Genomic DNA, 17,261 nt, shown 5'->3' on the forward strand with positions numbered 1-17,261 from the left:
CCGTGATCCGGGGAAAGGTCCAGGGCGTCTGGTTCCGGGGCTGGACACGCGAAACCGCCCGCGACCTCGGCGTCACCGGCTGGGTCCGCAACCTGCCCGACGGGGCCGTCCAGGTCCTGGCCCACGGCACCGACCAACAACTCGACCAACTCGAAGACCGTCTCTGGCAAGGCCCCCCGCTCGCCCGCGTCACCACCATCGAATCCCGCCGCACCACCACCGACACCCCTCTCACAGACTTCAGCGTGCGCCGCTGACGCGCGGCGGATGCCTCCGGCGGCCGGGGGAAGGGGAAGAGGGGACCCTTTGGAAAGGGTCCCCTCTTCCCCTTCCCCCGGACCCCCATCCCCTTCTCCCCCCTAAACTTTTTATCGCCGCTTCGCGGGGTCATAACGCGGAAGCCCCCCTCCTCTCCCCACCGTCCCGACACGCCGCCCTGATGAATCTCCTTGTCCGCCATCCTCCCCGGCGGCGTAGGCAAACGTCCCGAAGGGTTCGCGCCGGGCGGCCCTCCGGGGCCCGTGGACGCCAGGCGCGAACCCTTCGGGACACCGCCTCCCCGCGCCCCGCCAATCCCCCCGCATAGCCCGCCCCCTCCCCGCGTCCAGCCCCGAACGTAGCGAGGCGACGGGATTCTCAAGGCCCTCGGCCTTGAGCGGGTGCAGGGCGGCGCCCTGCCCGCCGGAGGCGCCCGCCCGGCGAGGGCCCGCCGGAGGCATCCCCCCGCGGGGAGCCCCTTGGGACGCCCACCAGGGCGAAAGGGGTGGATTTACCATAATAATGGACTTGCCAACCGGATTTGGCGACATATGTAGGGTAGCACCATCTGTTTGCACACAAATCAGAGGATACGCACTTGAGTCAGAAAAAGCAGAAAACTCCCATCCGTCCTTCGCGCATCAAGCGCCGGAAGGAGGACGTGGAGATCGATAAGACCCCGAAGCCCGTCAAGGGCGACGAGGGCGGAGAGGACATTCCCGAGATCATCGAGGCGTTGACGGCCGGTCCGGGCGCGACGCTGTTCGGTGACGGCGACGACATGACCGGGCACAATCCGGCGGACATTCCGCAGGTGTTGCCGGTTCTGGCGGTACGCGACATCGTGGTCTTCAACTACATGATCCTGCCCCTTTTCGTGGGCCGCGAGAAGTCGGTCAAGGCCGTGGACGCGGCCCTGGCGGGCGACCGCTACATCCTCATCCTGACCCAGAAGGACGAGGGCGTGGAGGACCCGGGGCCGGACGACCTGTACATGACCGGCACGGTGGGCATGATCATGCGCATGCTGAAGATGCCCGACGGCCGTCTCAAGGTCCTGGTCCAGGGGCTGGCGCGGGCCAAGGTCCGGCGGTTCACGTCCAACGACCCGTACCACATCGCCGAGCTGACCCCGATCATCGAGCCCGAGGCCGGATCGCTGACCGCCGAGCAGGAGGCGCTGGTGCGCTCCTCGCGCGAGCTGTCCGAGCGCATCCTGACCCTGCGCGGCATTTCCAGCGCGGACATCATGTCGGTGCTGAACAGCGTGTCCGATCCGGGCAGGCTGGCGGACCTGATCGCCTCCAACCTGCGCATGAAGGTGGACGCGGCCCAGAAGATTCTGGAGTGCGTGGAGCCCATCCGGCGGCTGGAGCTGGTCAACGAGCAGCTGCTCAAGGAGGTCGAGGTGGCCTCCATGCAGAACAAGATCCAGACCATGGCCAAGGAAGGCATGGACAAGGCCCAGCGCGACTTCTACCTGCGCGAGCAGATCAAGGCCATCAAGCGCGAGCTCGGCGACGAAGGCGACGAGTCCGAGGAGATGGAGGAGCTGCGCAAGGGACTGGCCGCGTCCGGCATGCCCAAGGAGGTCATGAAGGAGGCGTTCAAGCAGTTGCGGCGGCTGGAGACCATGCACGCCGAATCGAGCGAGGCCACGGTCATCCGCACCTATCTCGACTGGATGATCGACCTGCCGTGGAAGAAGCTCTCCCGCGACCGGCTGGACATCAAGAAGGCCGAAGAGATTCTCAACACCGACCACTACGACCTGGAAAAGGTCAAGGAGCGCATCCTCGAGTACCTGAGCGTGCGCAAGCTGAACCCCAAGATGAAGGGCCCGATCCTCTGCTTCGTGGGGCCTCCGGGCGTGGGCAAAACCTCGCTCGGGCGGTCCATCGCCCGGTCCCTGGGGCGCAAGTTCCACCGCATGTCGCTCGGCGGCATGCGCGACGAGGCCGAGATTCGCGGCCACCGGCGGACCTACATCGGGGCCATGCCGGGCCGGATCATCCAGGCCATCAAGCAGTGCGGCACGCGCAACCCGGTGATCATGCTCGACGAGATCGACAAGCTCGGCTCGGACTTCCGGGGCGACCCGTCCTCGGCCCTGCTCGAGGTGCTCGACCCGGAACAGAACTTCTCGTTCACGGACCACTACCTGAACGTGCCCTTCGACCTGTCCAAGGTCATGTTCGTGTGCACGGCCAACATGCTCGACTCCATCCCCGGCCCGCTCATGGACCGCATGGAGGTCATCCGCATCCCCGGCTACACCGAGCAGGAGAAGACCGTCATCACCCGGCGCTACATCATCCCGCGCCAGCTGCGGGAGAACGGCCTGGACGAGGGCGAGCTGGTCATCTCGGACAAGCTGGCGGCCAAGGTCATCCGCGAGTACACCCGCGAGGCGGGCCTGCGCAACGTGGAACGCGAGATCGGCACCCTATGCCGCAAGATGGCCCGCAAGAAGGCCGAGGGCGAAAAGGGGCCGTTCAAGATCACGGTCAACAACCTGTACAAGCTCCTCGGGCCGCCGCGCTTCCTGGACGACGAAAAGGAACCGACCCTGCCTCCGGGCGTGGCCGTGGGCCTGGCCTGGACCCCGGTGGGCGGCGAGATCCTGCACATCGAGGTGACGACCATGCCGGGCAAGGGCAAGCTCATCCTGACCGGCAAGCTCGGCGACGTCATGAAGGAGTCGGCCCAGGCCGCCCTGTCCATCGCGCGCGCCCGGGCGGACCTCTACGGCATCGACCCGAACTTCGCGGACAACCGCGACATCCACGTGCACGTCCCGGCCGGGGCCACTCCCAAGGACGGCCCGTCCGCGGGCGTCACCCTGGTCACCGCGCTCCTCTCGGCCCTGACCGACACCCCGGTTTCCCCGGACCTGGCCATGACCGGCGAGATATCCCTGCGCGGCCGCGTCCTGCCCGTGGGCGGCATCAAGGAAAAAATCCTGGCCGCCGTGTCCCGCGGCATGAAAAAGGTCCTCATCCCGGCCCAGAACAAAAAGGACCTGGCCGAGATTCCGGACGAACTGCGCAAACGCATCACCATCAAAACCATCGAAAAGGTGGACGAGGTCTGGCCCCTGGCCAAGGCCAAATAACCCCCACCGCATCCCGATACCCCAACGGGGCCGCCACCGGCGGCCCCGTTTTTTTGGGCCTCCGGCGGCCGGGGGAAGGGGAGGAAAAACCCTTTGAAAAGGGTTCTTTCCTCCCCTTCCCCCGGACCCCCATCCCCTCCTTTTCCCAAACTTTTTGTCGCCGCTTCGCGGGGCGGGAACATATAAAAAGGTTCCTGACCAATGTGAGTCGGGAACCTTTCTTCTTCAATCTTTGGAGCGATTCGGGTGGCGCAGCCACCCGACAGCGGCTCCCCCCCCGCTCTCGGAATAGGCTTTCGAGAGTGGGTCAGCTGTGCATTTTCTTCCGGCCGGGCCAACCGCAGCGTAGCCGCCTACGTGAGGATTGGCCCGGCCGGAAAAAATGTGCAGATGGCCCGCTATCGAAAGCCGCTAATCGTGCGATCACATCCCCACCGCATCGCGGCCAGGAAGCCAGAGGCCCTTGTCGCGCCGCTCGTCGGCGGCGTGCTCCGCGCCCTCCACGTTCTTTTCCTCGGTCCGGAGGGTTTGGGTCCGGGCGCGGGCGTGGGCCTGCTCGTCGGCGTCGAAGAGGTTTTCGCACAGCACGGCGGCGCGCCGGGCCACGCCCTCGGGGATGGGGGGCTTGTTGTAGCGCAGGCGCAGGGCCGTGTTGCCGGCCAGGGCGTGGATGAGGATGACCAGGTCGCGGGCCACGGGCAGGTCCGGGTCGAGCCCGAAGCAGTGGGACAGCTCGTTCATGCAGTCCCACCACTGGCCCTGCTCGTAGTAGGCGCGGGCCAGGTTGTAGAACAGGTGGTCGTCGCGGTCCGTGTACTTGAGCGCCCGCCGGTAGCAGACCACCGCGCCCTCGAAGTGGCCTAGCTTGCGCAGGCTGATGCCGAACTCGTTGAACAGGAACTGGTCCTTGCCCGGAAACGGGGTCTTGACCCGCAGCAGCTCACCGAGCAGGGCGCGGCCCTTGGCCATGCGCCGCGCGATGATGTATTCCTGGCCCAGTTCGAACAGGCCGCGCACGTTGGCCTCGTCGATGGCCAGCAGGGAGCGACGATAGCCGTGGGCCCGGTCCGTGCCCACCAGCTGGTAGTTGTGGCGGCGGGCCGAGGGCAGCATGCGCTCCTCGAACACGGCCACCTCGGCCGTGTAGTGGTTGATGAGGTCGTCCGCGGAGATCAGGGATTCCTCGCCGAAGGGCAGGAAGTCGCCGTCCACGCCGCGCACGGCGTAGCCGTCCTCGCCCACCTGGCGCACGAGCCAGTAGTGGACGCGGCCCTGGCCGCGCAGGGTGGTGCCCTTGCCGGGATTCCTGGATTTAGCGGTGGAGAAGATGCAGCAGACCGGGCCGACGCACCCCTTGGAGGTGCGGCCCGACCGATTCCTGCCGTCGAGGGAAACGTGCGTATCCTTGCTCATGGGTCACCCTTTGCAGAGGGAGCGGCCATGCCCGGCCCGGCGATCCGGCCCGCGCGTTCCCCCCGCGCCGACCAACCCTGCCGCCGTTTCCCGGCATGACACTTCCCCTGCGCCGTCCAGTGGGCTCCCGCAGTCACCAGGCGCGTTGTGTGGAAACCGGTCCGGCCCTTGCCGGACGTCCTATTCCACCCCGTTCACCCGAATCTTATCGGCCCGGCGCGCCAAAGGCTTTAGTGGAAAATTCGATGCTTGCGGTGTTTTTCATAAAACCGGCGCGGGACCTTCGCGGCGGGCTCCTCCTTGGCGAAACCGGGCAAACCGGCGCACGGGGACGGGTGCGGGCTATTCGTCGCTACCGTGGCGCTTGAACTCCACGAGCCCCACGCCGCCGGAGCGGGCGCGGCCCGGCTCCACGGCCCGGCCCACCAGGGTGTCGTCGAGCTTGAGCCGACCGGACCCGGCGGCCAGGAGCTGGCGGGCGCGGGCGGCCACGGCGGGCGGCACGGGGGGTTTGTGGTAGCGGGTCAGCCGCCGCTCGTCCCCTTCCAGGCCGACCATGAGCGCGAGCAGGTTCTTGGTCACGGGCAGTGACGGATTGAACTTGTGGGACTGGATCAGGTAGTCCAGGGAACGCGTCCAGTCGTCGTTCTCGTAGTGAGCGCGGGCCAGGTTGTAGAAGAGATTCTCGTCATCCGAGACGAAGTCCAGGGCGCGCAGGAAAAAGGCGATGGCCTCGTCGTAGCGGCCGCACTTGCGCAGGATGATGCCGAAGTCGTTGAACAGGAACTGGTCGCGGCCCTCGAACCCGGCCCTGATCCGGGCCAGGTCCGTGAACAGGGCCGAGGCGCGGGCGGTCTCGTCGTGCTCCAGGTAGACCAGGCCCAGACCGAACAGGCCGTTGAAGGCGTGCGCGTCCACGGTCGCGGCCAGGACATCCTCCGGAGCGCCCCGGCCGAGCAGGGCCGGGACCACCTGCTCCTCGAAGTAGGCCAGTTCCGGCGTGTAGTCCTCGACGAGTTCGTCCAGGGTGATCAGTTCGGCCTCGCCTATGGGCAGGTGCCGGTCGCTGAGCAGACGGCTGGCGAAATCGTCCTCGCCGGTCTGCTCCACGAAGCGGAAGGTCAGGCTCTCGTGGGTGCGGCTGCTCGCGCCCATGCCCATCTTCACCGGGGTCAGGGCCGAGAACACGCAGCGGACGCGGCCGTCCGCCATGAAGTCCCGGCCGAACGGACAGACCGAGGCGGCGTCACCGTCCCCGGCATCGAGATGGAGCGCGAAAAATTCGTCTTGCATGGACCCTCGGCAGCGGCTTGGGCGGGGCGGAAAGCCCCTATTTCACACATCCCTGTTCTTAGCCGGGCGCGGGGCGCGGTGTAAAGCCCGGATTTGGCCGCGCCGAAGGGGTGGACACAGGGCGATGGAGACTTACCTTATGGCCGGGCCGGGGGCGACGTTGCCAGTCCGGCCCTTTTCGGCTATGGAAACCCTCTGCCGGGAACGCCCGGTCCATCACAACACCGTTTCGGAGCACGCCATGCCCATTTTCGAATACAAGTGCAATGCATGCGGCAACGAATTCGAGGAACTCGTCTTCGACCGCGACGAATGCCCCCCCTGCCCCAAATGCCAGTCCACCGACACCGGCAAACTCATGAGCGCCGTCCGGTCCAAGGTCGGCGGCTTCCGCCCGGATTCGGGCGGCGATTCCGGCCCGGCCGCGCCCAGCGCGCCCTCGTCCGGCTGCGCGGGCTGCTCCGGCGGCAACTGCTCCAGCTGCGGCTAGCCCCTTTCCTTCTCAGACCAAGGTTGCACACAGCATGAAGAAGCTCACCATCGCCACCCGAGGCTCCGCCCTGGCCCTGTGGCAGGCCAACCACATCAAGGACCGGCTCGAGGCCGAACACCCCGGCCTGTCCGTGGACCTGCTCAAGATCAAGACCAAGGGGGACAAGATCCTCGATGTGCCGCTGGCCAAGGTCGGCGGCAAGGGACTGTTCGTCAAGGAGATCGAGGAGGCGCTGCTGGACGGCCGCGCCCAGCTGGCGGTCCACTCCATGAAGGACGTGCCCACCGAGCTGCCCGACGGCCTCGAGGTCGGCATCATCCCCGAGCGCGAGGAAGCCACCGACTCCCTGCTCTCGGTCAAGTACGACGGCCTCGCCGGGCTGCCCGAGGGGGCCGTGGTCGGCACCTCCAGCCTGCGCCGCCAATCCCAGCTCTGTGCCCTGCGCCCGGACCTCAAGATCGAGACCCTGCGCGGCAACCTGGACACCCGGCTGAACAAGCTCCTGAACGGCGAGTACGACGCCATCGTCCTGGCCACCGCCGGGCTCAAGCGGCTGGCCATGTCCGCCCCCAAACAGGAGATCCTGAGCCCGCCCGAGTTCCTGCCCGCCGTGGCCCAGGGCGCGCTCGGCATCGAGTTCCGCTCGGCCGACACCGAGGTCCGCGACCTGCTCGCCTTCCTGGACCACGCCCCGACCAAGCACCAGGTCCTGGCCGAACGCGGCTTCCTGACCGGGCTGGACGGCGGCTGCCAGGTGCCCATCGCGGCCTGGTCCGTGATCGAGGGCGAGACCCTGCGGCTGACCGGCTACGTGGCCGAGGTGGACGGCTCCACGCCCATCCGGCGCATGGTCGAGGGCAACGTGGCCCACGCCTGGGACCTGGGCATGATCCTGGCCGGACAGGTGCTCGAAGCGGGCGGCAAGGCCATCCTGGACGCGGTCTACGCACGGGAGACCCGGTAGCCCGAACCCGGCCCGGCCCAACCTTCAACGACAAATCTTTATTTTTCTTTATATGAAAAAGATTAATAAAATAAAGCTGTTCGGAGAGCGTCAGCCGCGCGGCCCGCTCAAGCCCCTAAAGGTTTCTCCATATTCACCGATAAAAACGGCAAGAAATATGTTCAACACTCCATGGAAGGAGGTACGAATCATGGAAATTGCCGGTTTTGAAGCCCAGGGACCCAACCTGTCCGAACAGATGAAGTCCATCCGCAAGGTTCGGCTCCAGCGCGAGGTGCTGGAGAACCCCGAAATGGCCCGCGAGCTCGTCAAGGTCGAATCCACGGGCACGTACAACACGCGTGGCGACATAGTCCAAGCCGTCTCCACCGACTTGGGGGATGCGTAGCGTGCGCACCGACTCATCCGAAAAAGAGTAAGGGCCGATCAGAAGACTGATCGGCCCTTACTCTTTTTCGGATGAGCGGCGCGCAGTGGGGGGCGGCTTGCGATAGCGGGCCATCCGCACATTTTCCCTGGGGGGCTTTCATCCTCACGTAGACGGCTACGCTGCGGTGAAAGCCCCCCAGGAGAAAATGCACGGCTGACCCACTGTCACAAGCCTAGTGCCAGCGCGGTGAGCCGCTGTCGGGTGCGGCGCACCCGAATTGCTCCGGCTTTGAAAAATGTAAGGCCCTTGGTTTATACTGAGATCGAAGGTCTTGAAATGTGAAACGCCCCGCGAAGCGGCGCTAAGAAGTTTAGGAAGGGAGAGGGGATGGGGGGTCCGGGGGAAGGGGAGAGGGAAACCCGTTTATTTCAAAGGGTTTCCCTCTCCCCTTCCCCCGGCCGCCGGAGGCGCTTACTTGCTGCCGGACACTCCGGCGGAGGCGAAGGTGGCCATTTGGTTGAAGACATTGGCGGCGGCGCGGACGAGGAACATGGCGCAGGCCGAGCCCGTGCCTTCGCCGAGGCGGAAGCCGAGGTGGAGGTAGGGGGTGACGCCCAGGGTTTCGGTCACGGCGGCGTAGCCGGGTTCGGCCGAGGCGTGGCTAAGCAGGCAGTAGTCCCGAACCGCCGGGTGGATCTTCCAGGCCGCGAGGCAGGCGGCGGTGGAGATGAAGCCGTCCACGCAGACGAGCTGGTGGTTCTTGGCCCCGCCCAGGACGAGCCCGGCCAGAGCGGCGATCTCCAGTCCGCCGAGGGCGGCCAGGATTTCCACGGGATCGCCGGAGTCGATGGCGTCCCGGTTGGCGTCCAGGCCGCGCCGGATGACGGCGGTCTTGGCCGGGAGGCTCGACGGGGCCAGGCCCGCGCCGGGACCGGTCAGGCCCGCCGGGTCCAGGCCGAGGTAGGCCGCGTACAGGGCCGTGGACGGAGTGGTGTTGGAGATGCCCATGTCGCCGGTGCCGAGCACCCTGACGCCGTCGGCGTGGGCGCGGTCGGCCAGGGACACGCCGAGCAGCAGGGCCTCAAGGCACTGTTCGCGGGTCATGGCCGGGCCCTGGGCCAGGTTGGCGGTGCCGGGCGCGATCTTGGCCTGGATCAGGGCCGGATGGTCGTCGAACGGGCCGCCGCAGCAGCCCGCGTCCACCACGAAGAGCCCGGCCCCCACGGTCTTGGCCAGGACGTTGATGCCCGCGCCGTCGGCCAGGAAGTTGAGGACCATCTGGCGGGTGACCTCCTGGGGATAGGGCGACACGCCCTCGGCGTTGACGCCGTGGTCCCCGGCCACGGTGTAGATACGCATGGGATCGGCCTGGGGCGGCTCGCCGCCCTGGATGAGATAGAGTTGCAGGGCCAGTTCCTCAAGGCGGCCGAGGCTGCCCACGGGCTTGGTCAGGTTGTCGAGATGGGCCCGGCCCTCGGCTTCGGGGGTGCGGTCCACGGGGGAGATGTCGTCGAGTATGCGTTTGAATGCTGCTTCCATGGGAGTCTTCCTTGGTGGTGTTTTCGGTCCGGGAGCCATACACCGGGCAATGGGCGGCTGTAAACCCGCAAGACCCGTTGCGACGTCGGCTTCTACGTGCTATCTTTCGGAAAAATTTGGCGATTCTGTTCAATAACGAGGATGTCCATGGCCCGGGAACTCTGCCTTATCCACGCCAACTGCCAGGGCGAACCCCTGCTGGCCCGGCTCGCCTGCTGCCCGGCCTTCCGCGAGCGCTACGAGTGCCGCCTGTACACCAACTACGTGCGCGAACCCCTCCCCGAGGCCGACCTGACGCGCTGCTCCCTCTTCCTGTACCAGCAGCTCGGGCCCACCTGGGGCGAGCTGGCCTCGGCGTCGCTGATCGCACGGCTGCCGGACCGCGCCCGCGCCCTGTGCGTGCCGAACATGTTCTTCAAGGGGTACTGGCCCACCTGGTCGGGCCGGGCCGGGTTCGACTACCGCTGCGAGTTGCTCGACGGCTACATCGACGCCGGGCTGACCGCGGACGAGGCCGTGCTGCTCTATCTGCGCGCCGACCTGGCCGCCAAGTTCGACCTGGCCGCGCTCATGGAGGGCACCCTGCGCCGCGAGCGCGAACGCGAGGCCCACACCCCGATCAAGTACATGTCCCTGATCGAGGAACTCCACGGCAGCCGACAGCTCTTCGCCACGGTCAACCACCCCGGCGCCCTGCTCATGGACCACGCTGCGCGCGGCGTGCTGCGCGAACTCGGCCTGCCCGCACCGGACCCCGCCGCCCTGGCCGCCCTGGGCGAGCCGTTCCCGGACTTCGAACAGCCCATCCACCCGTCCGTGGCCGCCTTCTTCGGCTGGGACTTCGCCGGGCCGGACCGCCGATACCGGGTCTACGGCCGGGACATGACCTTCGCCCGCTGGACCGCCAACTACGTCGCCGCCCGCCAACGCGGCGTCACCGACTTCATCGGCTTCCTGCAAGGGGTCGACGACTGACCCAACGGCGGCTTTCCGAGGACTGAAATCAGGTGGGGACGGCCGCTTCGCGGCTATGTCGGGTGACTGGATTCGCCCCGTCCTCCATTTGGCTTTTGCGGCGCGGCGTATTGAACATCAAGTTTTATTAAGCGGCGTCCGATAAGAGGTGTACGCGACCATCACGGAGGAAGGTCATGTACATCGATTGGGATACCAGCCAGGTGCAGGGTGGGTCGGGGTTCGAGCCCTGGCCCGGAGCGGACGGACGGGAACAGGGACCTGTCTGGCCCGGCGATGTCGTGGACATCTCGGAAGAGGCCGTGCGCGCCTTCCGCGAGGCGGCCATCGAGCCCATCAAGCACGGCACCTTCTCCCTGGACCGGCTCGAGGCGCGCATCAGCGTGGTCCGCGCCGAGATCGCCCACATCTGGGGCTCCGCCCTGCCCGACGACGAAAAGGAACTCCAGATATCGGCCCGCGAAAACGAGATCGCCCTGCTCCAGGCGGGCCAGTTCGCCTTTGCCAGGGCCGGGTTTCCGCTCAGCGTCTAGCCGCCTCCCACCGCATGCAAAAAAGGCCGCCGGGACTCACCCGGCGGCCTTCCATTTTTCGGACGCGAAAATCACTTCAGTCGCGGAGGGCCGATGACGATCATCTCGGCGATGGTGTGGTCCACCTTGGGCAGGGCGCACAGGTTCTTGCCCACGAACTGCATCTCGAGCAGGACCAGGTCCTTGTACATGGGGGTGCGGTCCACGAACGGGACCTCGGCCATGTCCTTGGTCAGGTCCTGGCAGCGGTAGCAGCCGGGGAAGCGGACCTCCTGGCCCGTGTGGCGGGTCAGCAGGTTGGGCACGCCGTGCATGCGGCAGATCATCAACCGGTGGTCGTACAGGCCGCAGATGCCCTGCTTCTCGTCGATGTTCAGCGGGCACATGAGGTGCGGCCGCTCGCCGCGCGCCAGGGCCGCCTGGGCCCGGTCCACGTAGTCGCGAGCCCTGGCCTGGATATCCTCCAGCCGGTCGGCCGGGAGCCGGTTCAGCCCCTCCCACATGTAGGCCCACTCCACGTAGGTGTGGTGCTGGAAAAAGGACAGGCAGCAGTTGTCGGCGCACCCTTCGCAGGTCATGCCGATGGGCCCGGCCACCTCGTCGTAGCGGGCGACCATCTTGTCGTATATGGCGGCCAGCTTGCGGAAGGCGGCCTTGGGGGTCAGTTTGTTCATGCTATCTGGATATGTTGGAGGATCTGGTCCACGCACTCCTCGGGAGCGCATTGGTCGGTGCGGACCGTCAGGTCGGCGGCCTCGCGGTAGAGGGGCAGCCGTTCGTTGTACAGGTCGCGCATGGTCTTGCCCGGCCCGATGGCCAGGCCGCGGTTTTCGCCGCTGCCCACGCGCTCAAGGAAGGTGGCCTCGTCGATGTCGAGCAGGACCACCGGGCCCAGCTCCTTGAGACGGCGGACCGCCTCGGGCCCGTAGATGACCGAGCCGCCCGTGGAGATGACCGTGCGCGTCAGGTTCAGTTCCGAGACCAGCCGCTCCTCGATGCGCAGGAAATCCTCCAGGCCGTAGGTGTCCATGATCGCCTGGAGGCTCAGCCCGTAGTAGGACTCCATGTACCTGTCCGTGTCGAGCTGGCCCCAGCCGAGCCGCCGGGCCAGGAGTTCGCCCAGGGTGGACTTGCCCGCCCCGGCCATGCCCACCAGGGTGATGCACGGTCGGCTGACCTCGTCGCGCTGGATCGGCGTGAAGGCCATGCCTACTCGCCCCGGACCAGGCAGACCCGGTCCTCGCCGTCCCGTTCAACGACCAGCACGTTGACGTGCTCGTTGCCCAGGGTGTCCAGCTTCTTGCCCACGTAGTCCGCCTGGATCGGCAGCTCGCGGTGGCCCCGGTCCACCAGGACCAGCAGCTCCACCCGCCTGGGGCGGCCGTAATCGAGGATGGCCTCCAGCGCGGCCCGGATGGTCCGGCCCGAGTAGAGCACGTCGTCCACCAGCACGATGGACTTGCCCTCCACGTCGAAGCCGATCTCCGAACAGTTGATGGTCGGGGCCAGCTCCAGGTTGGTGGTCCAGTCGTCGCGGTAGAGGTTGATGTCCAGCTTGCCCAGGGGCACCTTGCGCCCGAGCCGCGCGTCCAGCAGCTTCTTCAGCCGCTCGGCCAGGTCCGCGCCCCGCCGCTGGATGCCCAGGATGGCCAGGGACGCGTCGTCGCCCCGCCGCTCGTATATCTCGACGGCCAGCCGTTCGAGCGTCCGGCTCATTTCCCTTTCGGACAATATGGTGCCGCAGTCTTTCATAATCTCGGCCTCACGGTGCTTGGCGGTTGAAGGAACGTAGAAAACTAGCCCATCCCCCATGTACGGTCAACTCCGCCGCACCTCATGGAAAGTTTCGATTTGACAAAGGGTACTATTGATCTTACCTCTTCTATTCCCGACCCAAATTAGGAGGCATTATAATGATCGAAGTCACCGAAGCTGCCCAGAAGCAGCTCGAAGGCTACTTCCAGGACAAGGAAGCGTCCCCGATCCGCGTGTATCTCGCGGCCGGCGGCTGAGCGGGCCCGCGCCTGACCCTGGCTCTGGATGAGCCTAACGATATGGACGACGTGTCCGAGGCCGGTGGATTCACCTTCCTCGTGGAAAAGGACCTGCTGGCCCAGACCGGCGATATCAGAATCGACATGACCTACTACGGATTCGTCGTGGAGTCCCAGAACCCGGTCAGCGGCGGCGGCGACAGCTGCTCCTGCTCCTCCTCGGGTTCCTGCTCCTCCGCAGGCTCCGGCGGCTGCGGCTGCTAGCCGCCAGCTGCCGATACGACGCCATCCGCTGCGTTGCTGCAAAAGGCCCGGACCCTCGCGTATGAAGATACGCTTCGGCCCCGGGCCTTTTTTGCGCCTTGCGGCTGACGCCGTCTCGACAGCTGGCTCTCGCACGTTGAGGCGGTAAGAAAAAATGCCCGGACTGTTGCGTATGTTTTGATACGCTTCGGTCCCGGGCTTTTTTTGCGCCTTGCGGCTCACCACTTCTCGCCAGCTAGCCCATCTCCCGCCAAGGGAATTGGGCGGGACGCGCCCGGACCCTCGCATATGTTTTGGTATGCTTCGCCCCCGGGCCCTTTTGCGCCTTGCGGCTGACGCCGTCTCACGAGTTGGGCCATTTCCATTATATAAAATCGGGCGAGGCGGGGTGCGGGCGGTCGTTCGCCTGGTTGCGGCTTGGGGCGAGCGGATTTCCGGGGATGAAATTTCAGATTTTTTCAGTCGGGATTACGGCGGGTTGGGGCGGCCGGATCGGGTTGTGCATCGTTTTTCTCTTTACATCGGATAGATGATCCTTATTGTCTTGGGGAACGAACCCCATCCAGGAGAGAATCATATGATCACAGTTTCCGAATCGGCCCAGAATGAACTGACCAAATATTTCGAGGACAAGGACGTGCAGCCCATCCGGGTGCACCTGGCCGACGGCGGTTGCGCCGGTCCGCGCCTGTCCCTGGCCCTGGACGAGGTGCGCGAAGGCGACAAGTCCGTGGAGCAGGGAGCCTTCACCTTCCTGATCAACGAGGAACTGGCCCAGGCCTCGGGCGCGGTCTCCATCGACATGACCCCCTACGGCTTCCAGGTCTCTTCCGAGAACCAGATCGGCGGCGGGGGTTGCGGATGCTCCTCCTGCGGCACCGGCTCCTGCGGCTGCTAGGCCGCGATAAGCGGCGATCCGCTGCGTTGCTTCAAAAAGCCCGGACCCTCGCGTATTAAGATACGCTTCGGTCCCGGGCTTTTTTTGCGCCTTGCGGCTGACGCCGTCTCGCCAGCCAGCCCATCTCCCGCCAAGGGGATTGGGCGGATCGCGTCGGGGACGCCCGCAGTCGCGGGCTGTCGACGTCATCGGATCGGGAAAGGCAAAAAGCCGCCAGGAATCTTTCCATATAAAAAGCGAAACACCATATCGCGTTTCGCTTTTCAAACGGAAAACCACACCCCACCATCCCCCATGGAGCGCCTTCGGGTGCCCCCGGCACCCGAACAGCGGCTCTCGCGCCAGCACGCTGTTCCGCACAACGCACCCCGGCCACGGGGCCGCTCCCCCGCGCCCCTCGCCATCAGGCTTGGGAGAGTGGGTCAGCTGTGCATTTTCTTCCGGCCGCGACAACCGCAGCGTAGCCGTCTACGTGAGGATTGGCGCGGCCGGAAAAAATGTGCAGATGGCCCGCTCTCGCAAGCCGCGCCCGAGCCTCCTCCCCCAAAGAAAAAGGGCGGTGCTCGCTTGGCACCGCCCACTTCGATTAGGACCGCAATCCCGGCCCTGACAGCCGGGTTTAATCGAAAGTCCTTTCATCGACGAGACGAGGGGCGTTCTCAGGCAGGGTGCCGGGGACGCAGGTCTCGACGACTGGTCGCAGTTTCATCGTGGCCTGGAAGTCGGCCTCGAAGCTTTCCGTATCGAAAGGCTGCGCCGTTTCCGCCACAACCACGAGTACGTCCCTGCCACTAACATGTTTCACCCGTATTTGCCAGCCTGAAATGGCCGGGTATCGTGAAAAGACGGTCGCGGCCTGGCCCGGATAGATGAACTGGCCCTTGACCTTGGTTGTGTCGTCGGCCCGCCCTTTCCATCCGGTAAGCTTTCTGGCCGTGCGGCCGCAGGCGCAATGGCTCAGGTCCATGGACGACAGGTCGCCCGTGGCCAGGCGGACCAGCGGATAGTCGGTGAAGAACGGGGTGACCACCACCTCGCCCACCTCGCCGTCGGGCACGGGCAGCCCGGTGGCCGGGTCGCAGATCTCCACGTGCCGGTAGTTGGACAGGTGCATGCCGCCCAGTTCGCGGCACTCGTAGGCGATGCAGCCCACGTCCGCCGTGCCGTACCCCTGGCGCACGGTGATGCCGAACATCTCCTGCACCTCCCGGCGCAGGCTCTCGGGCAGGGGCTCGGCCGCCACGTAGGCCTTTTCCAAATGGAAATCCGCCAGCGGGTCGAGCCCCAAGGCCACGGCCTTCTCGCCGATGACCTTCAGGTAGCTGGCCATGCCGATGAAGGCGTTGACCGGCAGCTCGGTCAGGAACTCGATCTGCTTCTCGGTGTTGCCCGGACCGGCCGGGATGACCGCGCAGCCGATGTCCCGGAGCGGCTCCTCCAGCATGAGCCCGGCCGGGGTCATGTGGTAGGAAAAGGTCATCTGCGCCAGGTCGCCGGGCCGGAACCCGGCCGCGAAGAACCCCTCGGACCAGGCCCAGTAGTCCGGCTCGCGCCCCTCGGGATCATAGATCGGGCCGGGCGACTGGTAGATGCGCCGCAGTTCGCCGGGCCTGCCGTTCAGGAACCAGCCGATGCCGTGCTCCCGCTGCCACTCAATGAGGTCCTTCTTGCGCAGGGGCGGAATCTTGGCGTAGTCGTCCCAGTCCTTGAAATCGCGCGCGCACGCTCCCAACGCCCCCAGCCGCTCCCGGAACTCGCCAGACCCGGCCTCGGCCGCCGCGAGCACGTCCTTCACGCCCTTCCACTTGCGCTTCATCCGCTTCTCGCGCGGCTCCGTCTCATACTCGGTGTAGTACATGCTGCGTGCCTCCCGAATCCCGTTGGAACATTGTCGCCGCCTTGCCGCGTGTGAAAAATCCTGCCGCTGTCTTTGCCCTGAACCCTACGACAGATGCCGCATTTTTTCCACCATCCTCCTCCCACTCCCCTCCCCCGCCCCCGGAAAAGGCCTGGAAGAGTGGGTCAGCTGTGCATTTTTCGAGGGGAGATTTGACCGCAGTGTACTCTTCCGTACATGAGGATCAAATCCCCCCTCGGAAAATGTGCAGATGGCCCGCTATCCCAAGCCGCTACCCGAGCCAGCGCTTTCTTCTTCTGTAGTGTTTGACGTCGCGGTAGCTCTTCTTGTCCCCGGCGCTGCCCATGCCGAGGTAGAATTCCTGGACGTCCGGGTTGTCGAGCAGGTCCCTGGCCGTGCCGTCCATAACCACCCGGCCGTTCTCCATGATGTAGGCGGTCTCGGCCACGGACAGGGCCGCGCGGGCGTTCTGCTCCACCAGCAGGATGGTCACGCCCTCCTTCTCGTTGAACCGCTTGATGATGTCGAAGATTTCCTCCACCAGAAGCGGGGCCAACCCCAGCGACGGCTCGTCGAGCAGAAGCAGCCTCGGCTTGGCCATGATCGCCCGGCCGATGGCGCACATCTGCTGCTCGCCGCCGGACATGTAGCCCGCCAACTGCCGCCGCCGCTCCTTGAGCCTCGGGAAATAGTCGTAGACCAGGGCCAGGGAGTCGCCCATCTCCGAACCGGGCCGGGTGAACGCGCCGCAACGCAGGTTCTCCTCCACGGTCAGGTCCTCGAAGATGCGCCGCCCCTCCATGACCTGGAACACGCCCCGGCGCACGATCTTCTCCGGCACCAGCCCCTGGATGGGCTGGCCGCGGTAGACCACCGCCCCGTCCGTGACCTCGCCGTCCTCGCACTGCAACAGGCCCGAAATGGCCTTCAGCGTCGTTGACTTGCCCGCGCCGTTCGCCCCGAGCAACGCCGTGATCCGCCCCTCGGGACAGGCCAGGGACAAGCCCTTCAGGACCAGGACCACGTCGTTGTACACCACTTCCAGGTTCTCGACTCTCAGGATATCGTTCAAGATGCCTCCGGCGGCCCAAGAACCTTTTGAAAAAGGTTCTTGGGAATCTCCAAAACTTTTTGGCGCGCCGCTGGACCTCTATGCGGACGCCTTCATATCGTAGGCGGCGAGAGGCTTGCCGGGCAGCGGTCGGCCTGCCGCGTTCGCACCTTCCACGCCGCCGTGTCATACTTTCATGACCTGCCCCCTTCCTGGCGGGTGGCGCCAAAAAATTCCGGAAGG

General features: G+C 65.9%; 17 protein-coding genes. 9 read left to right on the forward strand and 8 right to left on the reverse strand.

What is annotated here, in order from left to right:
• The first annotated feature begins 2 nt into the window (after positions 1-2).
• Together DND132_RS08550 and lon are read left to right on the forward strand one after the other, a co-directional pair.
• Positions 3-257 carry an acylphosphatase gene (locus DND132_RS08550; RefSeq protein ID WP_337998564.1) on the forward strand — a complete coding sequence of 85 codons (255 nt, stop codon included), beginning with the start codon at positions 3-5 and terminating at the stop codon, positions 255-257.
• A gap of 599 nt (positions 258-856) precedes the next feature.
• Positions 857-3,373, forward strand: a complete 2,517-nt coding sequence (gene lon / locus DND132_RS08555) for an endopeptidase La (RefSeq protein WP_014322325.1) — start codon at positions 857-859, stop codon at positions 3,371-3,373.
• Positions 3,374-3,796: 423 nt separating this feature from the next.
• On the opposite strand, the gene DND132_RS08560 is transcribed toward lon, so the two are convergent.
• Complete coding sequence (locus DND132_RS08560; RefSeq protein ID WP_014322326.1) at positions 3,797-4,786, reverse strand: tetratricopeptide repeat protein; 990 nt, start codon at positions 4,784-4,786, stop codon at positions 3,797-3,799.
• 342 nt (positions 4,787-5,128) lie between these two features.
• On the reverse strand, positions 5,129-6,079 hold the full coding sequence (locus tag DND132_RS08565; protein ID WP_014322327.1) for a tetratricopeptide repeat protein: 951 nt from the start codon (positions 6,077-6,079) through the stop codon (positions 5,129-5,131).
• 241 nt (positions 6,080-6,320) lie between these two features.
• On the opposite strand from DND132_RS08565, the gene DND132_RS08570 reads away from it, so the two are divergent.
• From DND132_RS08570 to DND132_RS08580, 3 genes are all read left to right on the forward strand, one after another.
• The gene (locus DND132_RS08570) at positions 6,321-6,569 is read left to right on the forward strand and encodes an FmdB family zinc ribbon protein (RefSeq protein WP_014322328.1); all 249 of its coding nucleotides are present in this window, start codon (positions 6,321-6,323) and stop codon (positions 6,567-6,569) included.
• Positions 6,570-6,603: 34 nt separating this feature from the next.
• On the forward strand, positions 6,604-7,536 hold the full coding sequence (hemC, locus tag DND132_RS08575; RefSeq protein WP_014322329.1) for a hydroxymethylbilane synthase: 933 nt from the start codon (positions 6,604-6,606) through the stop codon (positions 7,534-7,536).
• 190 nt (positions 7,537-7,726) lie between these two features.
• Positions 7,727-7,924: a hypothetical protein gene (locus DND132_RS08580; RefSeq protein ID WP_014322330.1), complete on the forward strand. Its 198-nt coding sequence runs from the start codon at positions 7,727-7,729 to the stop codon at positions 7,922-7,924.
• Between the two features lie 453 nt (positions 7,925-8,377).
• Here the strand turns inward: DND132_RS08580 and cobT are convergent, their stop codons facing one another.
• Positions 8,378-9,445: a nicotinate-nucleotide--dimethylbenzimidazole phosphoribosyltransferase gene (gene cobT / locus DND132_RS08585; RefSeq protein WP_014322331.1), complete on the reverse strand. Its 1,068-nt coding sequence runs from the start codon at positions 9,443-9,445 to the stop codon at positions 8,378-8,380.
• Between the two features lie 147 nt (positions 9,446-9,592).
• On the opposite strand from cobT, the gene DND132_RS08590 reads away from it, so the two are divergent.
• On the forward strand, positions 9,593-10,420 hold the full coding sequence (locus DND132_RS08590; protein ID WP_014322332.1) for a WcbI family polysaccharide biosynthesis putative acetyltransferase: 828 nt from the start codon (positions 9,593-9,595) through the stop codon (positions 10,418-10,420).
• Between the two features lie 176 nt (positions 10,421-10,596).
• A complete protein-coding gene (locus DND132_RS08595) occupies positions 10,597-10,953 on the forward strand; it encodes a hypothetical protein (RefSeq protein ID WP_014322333.1) in 357 nt (118 codons plus the stop codon).
• 71 nt (positions 10,954-11,024) lie between these two features.
• On the opposite strand, the gene DND132_RS08600 is transcribed toward DND132_RS08595, so the two are convergent.
• Genes DND132_RS08600 through pyrR form a run of 3 tightly spaced genes read right to left on the reverse strand, consistent with a single transcriptional unit; the run spans position 11,025 to position 12,705 of the window.
• A complete protein-coding gene (locus DND132_RS08600; protein WP_014322334.1) occupies positions 11,025-11,627 on the reverse strand; it encodes a hypothetical protein in 603 nt (200 codons plus the stop codon).
• Positions 11,624-12,160 (reverse strand): homoserine kinase, encoded by a 537-nt coding sequence (thrB, locus tag DND132_RS08605; RefSeq protein WP_014322335.1) that lies wholly within the window; start codon positions 12,158-12,160, stop codon positions 11,624-11,626. The genes DND132_RS08600 and thrB overlap by 4 nt, the downstream gene beginning before the upstream one ends.
• A 2-nt stretch (positions 12,161-12,162) precedes the next feature.
• Entirely contained in the window at positions 12,163-12,705 is a 543-nt protein-coding gene (pyrR, locus tag DND132_RS08610; protein WP_014322336.1) for a bifunctional pyr operon transcriptional regulator/uracil phosphoribosyltransferase PyrR, read from the reverse strand.
• A gap of 161 nt (positions 12,706-12,866) precedes the next feature.
• Here pyrR and DND132_RS18690 point away from each other — a divergent pair, with 161 nt between their 5' ends.
• Positions 12,867-13,211: an IscA/HesB family protein gene (locus DND132_RS18690; protein ID WP_014322337.1), complete on the forward strand. Its 345-nt coding sequence runs from the start codon at positions 12,867-12,869 to the stop codon at positions 13,209-13,211.
• A 577-nt stretch (positions 13,212-13,788) separates the two neighbouring features.
• Entirely contained in the window at positions 13,789-14,109 is a 321-nt protein-coding gene (locus tag DND132_RS08620; RefSeq protein WP_014322338.1) for an IscA/HesB family protein, read from the forward strand.
• 619 nt (positions 14,110-14,728) lie between these two features.
• Here DND132_RS08620 and DND132_RS08625 read toward each other — a convergent pair.
• Together DND132_RS08625 and DND132_RS08630 are read right to left on the reverse strand one after the other, a co-directional pair.
• Positions 14,729-15,967: a phenylacetate--CoA ligase family protein gene (locus tag DND132_RS08625; protein WP_014322339.1), complete on the reverse strand. Its 1,239-nt coding sequence runs from the start codon at positions 15,965-15,967 to the stop codon at positions 14,729-14,731.
• A gap of 271 nt (positions 15,968-16,238) precedes the next feature.
• Positions 16,239-17,039 carry an ABC transporter ATP-binding protein gene (locus DND132_RS08630; RefSeq protein ID WP_014322340.1) on the reverse strand — a complete coding sequence of 267 codons (801 nt, stop codon included), beginning with the start codon at positions 17,037-17,039 and terminating at the stop codon, positions 16,239-16,241.
• Positions 17,040-17,261: the final 222 nt, after the last annotated feature.

The sequence above is a fragment of the Pseudodesulfovibrio mercurii genome (assembly GCF_000189295.2).
GTDB lineage: Bacteria > Desulfobacterota > Desulfovibrionia > Desulfovibrionales > Desulfovibrionaceae > Pseudodesulfovibrio > Pseudodesulfovibrio mercurii.

What these genes read in the sequence shown, in the direction of transcription:
- pyrR (WP_014322336.1), bottom strand. Translation starts at nt 12,705, where the DNA reads ATGAAAGACTGCGGCACCATATTGTCCGAAAGGGAAATGAGCCGGACG.
- DND132_RS08580 (WP_014322330.1), top strand. Translation starts at nt 7,727, where the DNA reads ATGGAAATTGCCGGTTTTGAAGCCCAGGGACCCAACCTGTCCGAACAG.
- DND132_RS08595 (WP_014322333.1), top strand. Translation starts at nt 10,597, where the DNA reads ATGTACATCGATTGGGATACCAGCCAGGTGCAGGGTGGGTCGGGGTTC.
- DND132_RS08620 (WP_014322338.1), top strand. Translation starts at nt 13,789, where the DNA reads ATGATCACAGTTTCCGAATCGGCCCAGAATGAACTGACCAAATATTTC.
- cobT (WP_014322331.1), bottom strand. Translation starts at nt 9,445, where the DNA reads ATGGAAGCAGCATTCAAACGCATACTCGACGACATCTCCCCCGTGGAC.
- DND132_RS08565 (WP_014322327.1), bottom strand. Translation starts at nt 6,079, where the DNA reads ATGCAAGACGAATTTTTCGCGCTCCATCTCGATGCCGGGGACGGTGAC.
- DND132_RS08625 (WP_014322339.1), bottom strand. Translation starts at nt 15,967, where the DNA reads ATGTACTACACCGAGTATGAGACGGAGCCGCGCGAGAAGCGGATGAAG.
- hemC (WP_014322329.1), top strand. Translation starts at nt 6,604, where the DNA reads ATGAAGAAGCTCACCATCGCCACCCGAGGCTCCGCCCTGGCCCTGTGG.
- DND132_RS08600 (WP_014322334.1), bottom strand. Translation starts at nt 11,627, where the DNA reads ATGAACAAACTGACCCCCAAGGCCGCCTTCCGCAAGCTGGCCGCCATA.
- DND132_RS08590 (WP_014322332.1), top strand. Translation starts at nt 9,593, where the DNA reads ATGGCCCGGGAACTCTGCCTTATCCACGCCAACTGCCAGGGCGAACCC.
- DND132_RS08570 (WP_014322328.1), top strand. Translation starts at nt 6,321, where the DNA reads ATGCCCATTTTCGAATACAAGTGCAATGCATGCGGCAACGAATTCGAG.
- thrB (WP_014322335.1), bottom strand. Translation starts at nt 12,160, where the DNA reads ATGGCCTTCACGCCGATCCAGCGCGACGAGGTCAGCCGACCGTGCATC.
- DND132_RS08560 (WP_014322326.1), bottom strand. Translation starts at nt 4,786, where the DNA reads ATGAGCAAGGATACGCACGTTTCCCTCGACGGCAGGAATCGGTCGGGC.